The sequence below is a fragment of the Radiobacillus deserti genome (assembly GCF_007301515.1).
Taxonomy (GTDB): domain Bacteria; phylum Bacillota; class Bacilli; order Bacillales; family Amphibacillaceae; genus Radiobacillus; species Radiobacillus deserti.
On record NZ_CP041666.1, the window covers coordinates 1107674 to 1119842 of the forward strand.

At 38.5% G+C, this 12169-nt stretch carries 14 protein-coding genes; 11 read left to right on the plus strand and 3 right to left on the minus strand.

Translation table 11 applies throughout. From position 1 onward, the window contains the following. The first annotated feature begins 370 nt into the window (after positions 1–370). From hemE to hemY, 3 genes are read left to right on the plus strand one after another with little or no spacing between them, the layout of a single operon-like run. The gene (gene hemE / locus FN924_RS05865) at positions 371–1399 is read left to right on the plus strand and encodes a uroporphyrinogen decarboxylase (protein WP_143892616.1); all 1029 of its coding nucleotides are present in this window, start codon (positions 371–373) and stop codon (positions 1397–1399) included. 35 nt (positions 1400–1434) lie between these two features. Further along, positions 1435–2379 carry a ferrochelatase gene (gene hemH, locus FN924_RS05870; protein WP_143892618.1) on the plus strand — a complete coding sequence of 315 codons (945 nt, stop codon included), beginning with the start codon at positions 1435–1437 and terminating at the stop codon, positions 2377–2379. After that, positions 2376–3782 carry a protoporphyrinogen oxidase gene (gene hemY / locus FN924_RS05875; protein ID WP_143892620.1) on the plus strand — a complete coding sequence of 469 codons (1407 nt, stop codon included), beginning with the start codon at positions 2376–2378 and terminating at the stop codon, positions 3780–3782. The genes hemH and hemY overlap by 4 nt, the downstream gene beginning before the upstream one ends. A gap of 351 nt (positions 3783–4133) precedes the next feature. Here hemY and yhfH read toward each other — a convergent pair whose 3' ends face one another. Continuing rightward, the gene (gene yhfH, locus FN924_RS05885) at positions 4134–4262 is read right to left on the minus strand and encodes a protein YhfH (protein ID WP_143892623.1); all 129 of its coding nucleotides are present in this window, start codon (positions 4260–4262) and stop codon (positions 4134–4136) included. A gap of 97 nt (positions 4263–4359) precedes the next feature. On the opposite strand from yhfH, the gene FN924_RS05890 reads away from it, so the two are divergent. From FN924_RS05890 to FN924_RS05915, 7 genes are all read left to right on the plus strand, one after another. Next, positions 4360–5091 carry an MBL fold metallo-hydrolase gene (locus FN924_RS05890; protein WP_143892625.1) on the plus strand — a complete coding sequence of 244 codons (732 nt, stop codon included), beginning with the start codon at positions 4360–4362 and terminating at the stop codon, positions 5089–5091. A gap of 70 nt (positions 5092–5161) precedes the next feature. Continuing rightward, positions 5162–6157: a lipoate--protein ligase gene (locus FN924_RS05895; protein WP_143892628.1), complete on the plus strand. Its 996-nt coding sequence runs from the start codon at positions 5162–5164 to the stop codon at positions 6155–6157. A 62-nt stretch (positions 6158–6219) separates the two neighbouring features. Further along, complete coding sequence (locus tag FN924_RS05900; protein ID WP_143892630.1) at positions 6220–6807, plus strand: VanZ family protein; 588 nt, start codon at positions 6220–6222, stop codon at positions 6805–6807. A gap of 17 nt (positions 6808–6824) precedes the next feature. After that, positions 6825–7991 (plus strand): M48 family metallopeptidase, encoded by a 1167-nt coding sequence (locus FN924_RS05905; RefSeq protein WP_267129010.1) that lies wholly within the window; start codon positions 6825–6827, stop codon positions 7989–7991. A gap of 77 nt (positions 7992–8068) precedes the next feature. Beyond that, a complete protein-coding gene (locus tag FN924_RS18825; protein WP_158633949.1) occupies positions 8069–8209 on the plus strand; it encodes a hypothetical protein in 141 nt (46 codons plus the stop codon). A gap of 102 nt (positions 8210–8311) precedes the next feature. Next, positions 8312–8818, plus strand: coding sequence for a competence protein ComK (locus tag FN924_RS05910; protein WP_143892634.1), 507 nt, complete (start codon positions 8312–8314; stop codon positions 8816–8818). A 901-nt stretch (positions 8819–9719) separates the two neighbouring features. Then, positions 9720–10133 (plus strand): hypothetical protein, encoded by a 414-nt coding sequence (locus FN924_RS05915; protein ID WP_143892636.1) that lies wholly within the window; start codon positions 9720–9722, stop codon positions 10131–10133. On the opposite strand, the gene FN924_RS05920 is transcribed toward FN924_RS05915, so the two are convergent. Together FN924_RS05920 and FN924_RS05925 are read right to left on the minus strand one after the other, a co-directional pair. After that, positions 10130–10873 (minus strand): SDR family oxidoreductase, encoded by a 744-nt coding sequence (locus FN924_RS05920; protein ID WP_143892638.1) that lies wholly within the window; start codon positions 10871–10873, stop codon positions 10130–10132. The genes FN924_RS05915 and FN924_RS05920 overlap by 4 nt on opposite strands. 35 nt (positions 10874–10908) lie before the next feature. Next, positions 10909–11292 (minus strand): YhjD family protein, encoded by a 384-nt coding sequence (locus FN924_RS05925; protein WP_143892640.1) that lies wholly within the window; start codon positions 11290–11292, stop codon positions 10909–10911. Positions 11293–11483: 191 nt separating this feature from the next. On the opposite strand from FN924_RS05925, the gene FN924_RS05930 reads away from it, so the two are divergent. Further along, entirely contained in the window at positions 11484–12152 is a 669-nt protein-coding gene (locus FN924_RS05930; protein WP_143897139.1) for a TVP38/TMEM64 family protein, read from the plus strand. Positions 12153–12169 lie beyond the last annotated feature (17 nt).

Genomic DNA, 12169 nt, shown 5'->3' on the forward strand with positions numbered 1-12169 from the left:
TGCTTGGGGCTGGGACATAACGAAAAGGATAAGCCGAAAAGCCGAACAACAGCCTATACTAGCTCCGGAAATATACGTAGACTCCAGCGGGAAAAAGGCATCGGTGAGACCCCACCGTGCGTCAGCACGAGGAGGCTCACCAGCCGCCCGCGGAAAGCGTCGTATATTTCCGGAGCGGGGTATAGGCACTATTTAAATTGTTCGTTTTATTATTGCTTACTATACTTTTGTTCCAGCCTCATTTGAAAAAAAGACCAATAGTAGACAAAAAGTGAACAAATTCGTGACAATTAGTATCAATTGCTATACAGACAGGGAATAAATAGTTATAGTGGTTAATGGAATGGACTAGAAACGAAGGGTGAAAATCATGTCGAGACAAATAAACGACACTATCTTGAAGGCGTTTCGTGGGGAAGCGACTAATCATGTGCCAGCGTGGTATATGAGACAAGCGGGCAGATCTCAAAAGGAATATAGAGAGTTAAAAGAAAAGTATTCATTATTTGAGATTACCCATCAGCCAGAATTATGTGCTTACGTGACTAGATTGCCAGTAGAGCAATACGGGGTAGATGCAGCAATCTTATACAAAGATATCATGACTCCACTCCCAGCAATTGGCGTGGACGTAGAAATTAAAAAAGGAATCGGCCCTGTCATTGATCAGCCGATTCGTTCCCTACAAGACGTTGAAAGATTAGGCGAAATTGATCCGGAATCTGATGTTCCGTACGTATTAGAGACGATTCGTCTTCTAACGGAGGAACAGCTAGATGTCCCGTTAATTTCGTTCAGTGGCGCACCATTTACAATTGCAAGCTATATGATTGAAGGTGGGCCTTCCAAAAACTATCATAAGACAAAAGCAATGATGTACAGTGATCCAAAAGCTTGGTTCCTTCTTATGGACAAGCTGGGTGATATGGTCATTACGTATGTTAAAGCACAAATTCGTGCAGGAGCTCGTGCGATTCAAATTTTTGATTCCTGGGTTGGGACGTTAAATGTTTCCGATTATCGCACGTACGTGAAGCCAGTCATGCATCGAATTTTCTCAGAGTTGAAAGAGGAAGGTGTTCCTTTGATTATGTTCGGGGTAGGAGCACGTCATTTAATTCTCGAGTGGAATGACTTGCCGGTAGATGTACTAGGATTAGATTGGCGCATGTCTATCACGGAAGCGCGTAATCTTGGGATTACGAAAACCTTGCAAGGGAATTTGGATCCAGCCATTTTACTTTCGGATTGGGATACGATTGAAAGTAGAGCACATGCCATTTTAGAGGAAGGTACAAAGCAACCAGGCTTTGTATTTAATCTTGGGCATGGGATTACTCCTGAAATTAAACCAGCAACATTAATGAAGTTAACAGAACTCATTCACGCCTATAAATAGAATGAATAAAACTATGCATGTAAGAGGTGGAAATCTTGACTAAGAAAAAAGTAGGATTACTCGTAATGGCTTATGGTACTCCTTATAAGGAAGAGGATATCGAGCGATATTATACGGATATTCGTCATGGACACAAACCAACTCCAGAAATGCTTGCAGATTTAACAGAGCGTTACCAAGCAATTGGCGGAATTTCTCCGTTGGCTAAAATCACACAAGATCAAACAAAGGCTTTAGAAGCAAAGTTAAACCAAATGCAAGATGAAGTAGAATTCGTTCCATACTTAGGATTAAAACATATTGAGCCATTTATTGAAGATGCGGTAAAACAAATGGCGGACGATGGGATTGAAGAAGCTGTTTCTATTGTATTGGCACCACATTATTCTACATTTAGTGTAAAGTCATACAATGGACGAGCTCAAAAAGAAGCAGACAAATATGGTGTTACAACTATCACGTCGGTAGAAAGTTGGTATGATGCACCAGGATTTATTAAATACTGGGCGGATGAAATCTCTGCTATTTTTAATGGGATGGATGACGCAGAGCGTGAAAAAGCTGTATTAGTGGTATCTGCACATAGCTTACCAGAAAAAATTCTACAAAATGGAGATCCGTATCCGGATCAATTAAAAAGAACAGCGGATTTAATCTCTGAATCTACTGGGATTAAAAATTATGCGCTCGGATGGCAGAGTGAAGGGAATACACCAGATCCTTGGCTTGGACCAGATGTTCAGGATTTAACAAGGGATTTGTATGAGCAAGAAGGCTACCGATCTTTCGTCTATGCGCCGGTAGGATTTGTCGCAGATCACTTAGAAGTCCTTTACGATAATGATTATGAGTGTAAAGTGGTTTGTGACGAACTGGGAGCAAACTATTATCGCCCAGAGATGCCAAATGTAGCACCACAATTTATCGATACACTAGCTAATGTTGTTCTAACAAAATATAAAAGCTCTGATCAATCATGAGCGATAATAAACAAATAGTTGTAATAGGTGGCGGTATTACAGGTCTTACTGCCGCCTATTATTTGCAAGAAGAGATTCAGAAAAAGCAGCTACCCTATGAAGTAAAGCTAATCGAAGCTAGTGGTCGCTTAGGCGGAAAGATTATGTCTTATCAGAAAGATGGATTTACCATTGAGAGAGGACCAGATTCTTTCTTAATTCGAAAAAAATCAGCTGCAGAATTGGTGAAAGACGTTGGGTTAGAAGACGAATTGATTAAAAATGGAACAGGTCAATCCTACATACTTGTAAATGATCAGCTTCATAAAATGCCAAGTGGTTCATTTATGGGCGTTCCAACCCAAGTGAAACCGTTCTTGCAATCATCGCTTTTCTCATGGAAAGGAAAACTAAGAGCAGGCTTTGATTTCGTCTTACCGAAAGGAAAAGCACAACCTGATCAATCACTTGGCTTATTTTTTCGTCGCCGGTTAGGGGACGAAATCGTAGAAAATTTAATTGAGCCGTTGTTATCTGGTATTTATGCTGGGGATATTGACGATTTGAGCTTGATGTCTACTTTCCCAAACTTTTATGACCTAGAGCAAGAACATCAGAGCTTAGTAAAAGGGTTACAAAAAACGGTGCCAAAGCCACCAAAGTCTAATCGGAAACAGAAGAAGCCAAGTATGTTCTATTCATTAAAAAACGGGTTGGAATCACTCGTTCATGCAGTAGAAGCGAAGCTAGAAGATGGAACGGTTTGGAAAGAAACAGAGGTAACAGAGATAAAACGTCGGGATTCCAAATATGATATTCTGTTAGGAAATCAAGAAACAATGGAGGCGGATGCTGTTGTCATGGCTACCCCATACTTTGCGACCGCACATATGCTTCGTGATTATCCCTTTGTTGAGCCGTTGCATCAAATGAAAGCAACCTCTGTAGCGAATGTTGCACTTGCATTTGATGCATCTGCTATTCAAAAAGATATTGATGGTACAGGATTTGTGGTCTCTCGTAATAGTAGTTATCGAATCACAGCGTGTACGTGGGTACACAAGAAATGGCCTACCTCCACTCCAAAAGGAAAAGTATTACTACGGTGTTTTGTTGGGAAGCCTGATGATCAACAAGTAATTGACCTTTCGGATAAAGAGATCGTAGAAATCGCTCTACAGGATATTAAAAAAATTATGAATATCACTGGAGAACCAGATTTCTCTGTCGTAACGAGATGGAAGCAGGCAATGCCTCAATATTCTGTTGGGCACAAGCTCCGGATTAGTTCAGTGCGAGAAGGAATGAAACAAGAGCTTCCAGGGTTGTTTCTAGCAGGTAGTTCTTATGAAGGTATTGGTATTCCAGATTGTATTGATCAAGGAAAAGCTGCGGTTGAGCAAGTTCTTACATTTTTAAACTAAACTTGTTCATGTTGATAGAGGTAGAATTCGGTAGAGGGTTTTACCTCTATTTTTTTATGCAATGAAATACGATGAAGGAAAATAAAATAAATAAAACGAAGCCAATACTTATCAACATCTGTACAATTTGTTCCAATGATTTCCTCCTTATCTTCTTTTATCTTCTTCGTCGTTTTAAAGTATGAATCAGAAGCAGCTAAAAAACAAAACGTGATCGTAAACATTATCCAAATAGTCTTAAGAATCCTCCTTATCTTTTCAAAATTCCCATACATTAATATGATATTGTACATCCTATACTATAATAAAAAAAGCAGCTTATAGGTAAGCTGCTATCGGGTACAATGATTATTATCTAGCGGGATGGTCACATTCATCACATACATTTCCATAGCAATCCGCTTTCTCTAGTATGCTGTTGCCACACTTTGAGCATTTTTTCTTAGGCAAGGTACGAAAAAACTCAACGATGCTCTTCAAGTGAATCCCTCCTGTTTTATAGTAATTTAATTGTATTATAACAGTTAATTAAATTCAACATATTGTTTTATAACAATTTTAAAATGAGGTGAATGTCATGAAATTAACAGTCATTGGATTTTGGGGTGCATACCCTGAGGCGGGTGGCGCTACTTCTTCCTACTTATTAGAGCAAGATGGGTTTTCTTTGTTAGTGGATTGTGGGAGTGGGGCTTTATCTCGCTTACAACATGTTAAACCCGTCAAGGAGTTAGATGCTGTATTGTTATCCCACTACCATCAAGACCATATTGCCGATATTGGAGTACTTCAATATGCTTGGCTTGTTCAGAATGTGATGCATGGAACGAGGGATATACTGCCAATCTATGGCCACCAAGAGGATCCAGAAGGGTTTCAAAGCTTGAGCCATGAATATACAAAAGCAATTGGCTATGACCCGAATCAAACACTAGAGATCGGCCCGTTTTCAATTACATTTTTGCTGACTAAGCATCCTGTCCCATGTTATGCCATGCGTATAACAGATGGGGAGTCCGCAATCGTGTACACAGCGGATTCGTCATTTCAACAATCGTTTATCCCGTTTGCACAGTCAGCTGATTTGTTAATAACCGATTGTAACTTTTATGGAGAACAGGATGGGTCGGCTGCAGGACATATGACCAGTAAGGAAGGGGCCGAAATTGCCAAAAAAGCAGGAGTAAAGACTTTGCTACTCAGTCATTTACCGCACCATGGAACACATGGGCAGTTGTTAACAGAAGCACGTCACTACTTTTCGGGAGAAATTTCGCTAGCTAAGGAAGGATATACGTTTGAATCCTAGTCAGGAAAATTGTCGATAGGGCAAGTTTGATTTACAATGGATAAGGAGTAAAAAATAGAGGAGGATTCTCGTGAAATTTATTGATAATAAAGGGATAACGGACCCCCATATTAATCTTGCAATCGAGGAATACGTGTTAAAGAATTTTGGCGCAGACGATACATATTTACTTTTTTACATTAATGAGCCATCCATTATTATTGGAAAAAACCAGAATACAATTGAAGAAATCAATACGAAGTATGTCGAGGATAACGGAATTCATGTTGTTCGTCGTCTTTCTGGTGGTGGAGCGGTTTATCATGATTTAGGAAATTTAAACTTTAGCTTTATTACGAAGGATGATGGAGATAGCTTCCACAATTTTGCGAAGTTTACACAACCAGTTGTAGAAGCGTTGAACAAGCTAGGTGTTCCTGCTGAATTACAAGGTCGTAATGATTTAGTGGCAAATGGAAGAAAAATATCTGGGAATGCTCAATTTTCAACACGCGGACGTATGTTCAGTCACGGTACCTTAATGTATGATTCCGAAATTGAACATGTGGTGTCTGCATTAAATGTACGGAAAGAAAAAATCGAATCAAAAGGAATTAAATCCATACGTAGTCGTGTTGCGAATATTTCAGAATTTATGGATGAAAAAGTATCTATGGATGAATTTAAAGGAATCATTTTACGCAACATCTTCGGCGTGGAAAATGTAGAAGATGTTCCGACTTATGAGCTTACCGATGAGGATTGGAATAACATTAAGAAACTATCAGAAGAGCGCTATCAAAAATGGGAGTGGAACTACGGAAAATCTCCTGCATCCAATATCCAGCAGTCGCATAAATTCCCAGCTGGCCTCGTAGATATCCGCTTAAACGTGAACAAAGGGATGATTGAAAACGCGAAAATCTATGGAGACTTCTTCGGTGTAGGGGAAGTAAGTGATATTGAAGAACGATTGACTGGCATTCGTTATGAGCGAAAACAAATCGAAGAAGCGTTAAGTGATTTAGATATTAAACATTACTTAGGAAACATATCTAAAGAAGAGTTCATTGATTTGATGTATTAAAGATAAAAAGAGCCTCTGCTTGATCCTCTCGCAGAGGTCTTTTTCTAGAAAGCGTGGTTCGCATGAAGCGTTTTGTCATTTGGGTATTTGTTCTATCTCAAATTATTTTCTGTATGGTGTACCCCTTTCTTCAACCGTTAATCGTGTATTTGCATTCCATCGTCATCGTTGTGACTTGGGTTTGCTGGACCACCTTCTTTCTATTTATAGCACTATGGATGAGAAGCGCCTCCATATATATTCCAAAATCTTTTTTACTTAGTTTGTTTGCATGTTACAGTATTGGTCTTATCGTCCTTCTATTTTTCCGTCCTTCTAGTACAGGAGGCTTAACGATCAATCTCATTCCGTTTCAAACGATACAGTTTTATTTAAGCGGGCGCGTTTCTTTTTTAATTGCGTTTTATAATTTAGCAGCCAATATCGGACTTTTCATTCCTGTTGGTCTGTGGTGGAAAGCTAGTTATCCTAGTAGAAGTAAAAGAATGAATTTTCTATTTCCACTCGTTCTCATTATAAGTATTGAATCTGTTCAACTATTAAGCCATTCGGGTGCATGGGATATAGATGATTTTATTTTGAATATACTAGGAGTGTACATAGGGTATATGTTAACTCCTTTATGTCAAAAAGTAATTCATACTCATTGAATAGAAGGAGGGAAGGGATGAAAAAGTACATAATTGGCTACATCGTGTATGTTCTTGTGATTTGGAGCTACTTTTTATTCGCATATCCGCTTGATAGCTTTGTGAATAGTAACTTTGCTAGCTTAAGTCATGCCATGTTTTTTACTACCATTCCACTCGATTGGCTTTTACTTTTAGCGGTTATTAAGCATCAAAGAACCAAGGATCGTTTCTCTTTTTCTGGCAGCCAATCACAATCTGTTCTTTGGTATGGAACGAAATTATTTGGATTATATGTACTGATTACGTTCCCATTTGATTTCAGTTGGTATGAAGTCATGAAACAGTATGGAATAAGTCAACAATCCTATCTCGATTGGTTTATGGACTACGGGATAAGTAATCTATTATATTTCCTTGGGCTTATGTTTATCATTGTTGCAGCACTTCAATTCATCAAGCGGTTACCGAAGATGTGGTGGCTGGCATTATGGTTCCTATCCATTCCGATTGCACTATTCCTTGTGTATGTCCAACCGATTTGGATTGACCCTTTATACAATGATTTTCAGCCGATGGAAGAAACTCCTTTAAAGCAAGATATTTTACAACTGGTATCAGAAGCTAATATTGAAGATGTAACCTTGCTACAAATGGACAAAAGCTCGGAAACGACAACGTTTAATGCGTATGTAAATGGAATCTTTGGCAATGCTCGAATTGTTGTATGGGATACGACCCTACAAGGCATGAAAGAGGATGAGATTTTATTTATTCTTGCCCATGAAATTGCGCATTATGTAAAGCATCACGTTCTCGTTGGTGTAATTGGCTACTTACTGATGAGCTTCGTTATCTTGTGGCTTCTTGCTGTCTTATTCCGAAAATGGTGGGGCAGTAGAGAGCACAAGGCACCGACAGACGTTCGAGCGATACCATACCTTCTTCTAATTACGTCTTTCCTGCTGTTTGTATTCCAACCGGTTTCGATGTGGGTTTCAAGGGAAATGGAAACCTCAGCAGATCAATATGCAATAGAACATACGGAAGAACTGCAGCCAGCTGCGGATAGTTATAGACGACTTGCTGTTCAATCGCAAAGTGATATCAGTCCAGTTTGGTGGATTAAATGGCTCAGGTTTAGTCATCCAACAATCTCAGAGAGGATTCAGATGGTAGAAAGAGAAATAGAAAGAAGAGATTAGTCTCGAGCGATTGCTTCGAGGCTTTTTGATTAAAAGAAAGGAGTTACGTTCACAATAAGGGAAAAGGAGGTGGTTCGATGGAGAAGGAAAAAGAGCGGCTCGAGCTTGAGATTAATTCTGTTTTAAATCCTGATTTTGGCTTGGATGACAACCAACTTTATGAACGAGTCTTTCCTGAAGAAGCTGGTGCACCTTATACCGATAAAATGTATTTTTAATGGATAATTTGGAAAAATATGGACAGTATTTAGAGAGATATGGTACATTTGTAGTAGGTCTTTCGCTTTTCATTTACCATTTTGCGAAAGGATGATAGAAAATTGTTAAATGAATACGAAATTACCCCGAATACGTGTGCAATTGTGAAAGAAACGGTAGATGGTGCACCAGTTTGTCTTATCTTAGAAGTAGAAGATAGCTTCTATGTTTCCTCCTCTCCAAGTAAGTTAGTTGATCAAGGGTGTAAGTTTTTTGGAAGTAGTCTGAAAGGTCGGCAGGACGGAACTAAAGAAGTCTGTGGTATTACACATAAAGCACCTATTTCTATGGATCCTTCAAGTGGGATGTACTTCTTTCCAACCACCTCACCTCAGAATCCAAATTGCTCATGGATTGCTCATTCCCATATTGATCGACTTGAAAAAACTTCTTTTCAACAGACGATCGTTCACTTCAAAAATGGAACTTCTATCAAAGTCGACGTTTCCTACGGATCAATGATGAACCAAATTCAACGAACCGCACAATTTCGATACTTATTGGATAATCGAGTAAAATTCTTCAGGAAAAATAAAGGAGATATGGTTGCCGAACCTTTTCCAAGCTAGTTAATACCTAATTGATTACTCTATTACTAAAAATGAAAAGTGGAAGACCTACATTTCTTTCTTTGCTATTCTAAATAACGAAGAGTTCGCGTTAAAGGAACCAATTCGACAACAAGGTCAAAACACCTACTAAACTATGTAAATTCACTAGTGTGACTTTATTTTTTTTAATAGATGTTTTTCTTTTAATTTTATATTTTCACGAAAGTTAATCAATCTTGAAAATGAAATCTTTAATACAGATTCACTAGTAAACTTCTTTTTTTAATCCCTAATTTTAGTAATTATTTAAAAAAAGTATTTATATAACGTGGTAATAGTTGTATTAGTATCCTGATACATATATTTGTAGGGTGATTTTACTCTTAGGGAGGTGATCCATTACTTGTAGCTTGTAAGCATCTATGACTATTCACAGTTATAACCTATATTTGATTTTAGAAAGCTTCTATAAATTGAGGTGTTTTTTTGACTTGTCAATTAAGAATTCCATTAATTATTTTTGTTATGGGTTCGTTAGCGGGTGTATTTCAATATCTTAATACTACTTCGGTTTCAGTGAACTATGGTGGAATTTACATCCTTCTTGTTGGGATTATCATATATCAACTTGAAAAAAAGTATAAATCAAAAGAAAGTACCACTAATTTTGGGAGCTTTTTTAATTATTTCGGGAGTGTTAATAGATTATTCTTCTTCTCTTTTTCAATAATTATATGTTGTTTTTATTTTTTATGTTTTACTAACAATTAATAAAATCTGAATGGGATTGTATGGTGTTAGATGGGATGTAATGAAAAGCGAAAGCCCCGAATTTCTTGTAGAAGCGTTGTTTAAAATAGCGAATAACAATAGATACTAGTACAGAATGAGTCGACATCGAAGAAAGGGGTCTTAAAGGATGCAAGAAACAATCAATTACCTTCTGGATCATCCTCTCCTAGGAGTACTAGCAATTGGAGCAGCCTGGGTTGTGGTCACTTCTATTGTGAAATCGTTATTTAAAGCAGCCACGATTTTAGTCGTGGTGGGGCTCGCGCTCGTCGTATTTTTTGATTTTACGCCGAAAGAAGTATTAGAAAAAGGGTCCAATGTAGCTAATACCGGAACCTCTTTATTTCAAAAAACGCTCCAACCTATGTTAACGAATACGAATGATTCTGAGGATGAAGCGTTTTTCATTCAAGAAAAAGATGGGGATACGGTGATCTCTTTGGATTCCCTCGGCATTACATACAATCTGTCTGAGTTGTTTGAAACAGAAGAAGAGAAATCTCCGATGCAGCAAAAAAATGACGCATCGATTCCACACTAATTTCGAAGAAAGCCACCCTCTGAATCAATCACTTGGCCGGTAATCCATGCTGCTTCGTCACTAGCTAGAAAGTTAACAAGACGCGCAGCATCCTCCGGAGCACCAATTCTGCCTAAGCCAAACTTTGGTTCTAAGTATGCTTTTATGTCTTCTGTCATCCAACCGGAATCGGTGGGGCCAGGGTTAACGGCATTCACCGTAATACCTAAAGGTGCAATCTCGGCAGATAATGTGGAAGTAAATGCAGTAATCGCCCCTTTAGTAGACGCGTAGGCTAATTCTTCTACCATAGGACCTTTGGCTTGGCCGGAGGTCATATTAATAATTCTACCTGCTTTTAATCCTGTTTGTGCAAACCGTTTAGCAAATTCGACGCTTAACAACATCGTTCCGCGCATGTTCACTTCATAGTGACGATCCAATAATTCTGCGGTCAAATGCTGATAGCCATCATTTACGGAGTAAGCAGCATTGTTCACGAGCACCGTCGGGAAGCCTATTTGTTTCGTAACCGCATCAAGTAATTCGGTAGCTGAGCTTCGTTGAGCCAAATCTATGGTTGCTTTTCCACAACGTACCCCGACTTCACGTATTTCCTCTTGAAATGTTTCACTCCAACCTTTACTCCCCCAATCGGTAAAAAATATATCGTGGCCAGATTGAGCTAATCGGCGACAAATAGCTGTTCCAATATCTCCTTGATGTCCGATTCCTGTTACTAAGGCGATAGATGGTGTCATCCTTCCCCCTCCTTTTTTCTCCATTATACGCTGTATTACGTAGCGGAAGGAAGTTCTATATGAGATAGTGCTTTTTTCATCAGTTCTTTTAAAATAATTTCCACTTTCTTTCGAATAGCAGGGTTAAAATAGTTTCTTTCTTCTTCTCTTCCTTTGCAAATAAAGAGAAAGGAAGTAAAGGAGTCATTTTTTGTAGAGGTGACCACCTGTAATTGCATGCGTTGCATGCGTTGGCGAAGTGCTCTTCTCTCTGTTGTCGCTATTTGTTCCATTTCTTCTAATAACTCAAGATATGGTTCTTTAATCTTAAAGACTCCTCTTTTAAACTGGTTTATGTCCTGGCGAATAACGAGAATGGCCATGGAAAGGAATAAAAATCGGGAAGCCAGTTCAAACTCTTCCTGGTTGAGATAGCGCAATGGTGTTCCCCTCCTTATACGAACGTGTGTTCTATTATACAACATTAGCATATGCGAGTAAATGAAAAGAAATGCATGTCGAATAAGAAAAAGAATGAGGATATGATTTTTTCTAAGTTTACATTACAATGAATGTAGGGAAACTAGAGGATAAGAGTCTATGGGAGAAGCCAAGAGGAGTTTTGAATAGCATGTATTTATTCGACATAGATATGCAAGAAATTAAAGAAATGGTGGAAAACGATCGATTAGACGATTTGATTAAGCAACTATTAAATAGCTATGAAAGCTTGGGACCTATACCAGGTATTGTTCTTCCATTTTTAGAGGCATTTCTGCCTTTCCTTCCACTTGTTGTTTTTGTATTAGCCAATTCAGCAGCATATGGATTATTAGAAGGGTTTCTATTTTCCTGGATTGGAGCAAGTGTTGGAGCGGTATGTGTATTTCTCATTGTTCGAAGGCTAGGTCAAAAACGGTTTTTCGTTTGGTTAAGAAATCATAAGCAGGTTAAGAAAGTGACGAGCTGGTTGGAACGTCATGGGTTTGGACCTCTATTTTTATTGATGTGTTTTCCGTTTTCACCATCGTCCATTATTAATGTTGTAGCGGGATTAACAAAGATAAGCATTCAACAGTTTGTGTTGGCGGTTCTATTAGGAAAAACCGTCATGATTTTTACCATTGCTTATGTCGGGGATAGTATTGTATCCTTTGCTCAAAAACCTGTAAAAACAATCGTGGTCGGGGTTTGTATCGTCTTGTTCTGGTTGTTTGGGAAATTTCTAGAGAAAAAGCTTCAAAAGCGTGCAGAGCAAAGGGAAAAGGACGAAACGACACAAGTAACAAAAATGAAATGATTAAAACAAACTTCTCC

Bases quoted from the DNA above. Each gene is read 5' to 3' on its own strand.
- hemE (WP_143892616.1), top strand. From the start codon at position 371: ATGTCGAGACAAATAAACGACACTATCTTGAAGGCGTTTCGTGGGGAA.
- hemY (WP_143892620.1), top strand. From the start codon at position 2,376: ATGAGCGATAATAAACAAATAGTTGTAATAGGTGGCGGTATTACAGGT.
- FN924_RS05890 (WP_143892625.1), top strand. From the start codon at position 4,360: ATGAAATTAACAGTCATTGGATTTTGGGGTGCATACCCTGAGGCGGGT.
- FN924_RS05900 (WP_143892630.1), top strand. From the start codon at position 6,220: ATGAAGCGTTTTGTCATTTGGGTATTTGTTCTATCTCAAATTATTTTC.
- FN924_RS05905 (WP_267129010.1), top strand. From the start codon at position 6,825: ATGAAAAAGTACATAATTGGCTACATCGTGTATGTTCTTGTGATTTGG.
- FN924_RS18825 (WP_158633949.1), top strand. From the start codon at position 8,069: ATGGAGAAGGAAAAAGAGCGGCTCGAGCTTGAGATTAATTCTGTTTTA.
- FN924_RS05915 (WP_143892636.1), top strand. From the start codon at position 9,720: ATGCAAGAAACAATCAATTACCTTCTGGATCATCCTCTCCTAGGAGTA.
- FN924_RS05920 (WP_143892638.1), bottom strand. From the start codon at position 10,873: ATGACACCATCTATCGCCTTAGTAACAGGAATCGGACATCAAGGAGAT.
- FN924_RS05930 (WP_143897139.1), top strand. From the start codon at position 11,484: ATGTATTTATTCGACATAGATATGCAAGAAATTAAAGAAATGGTGGAA.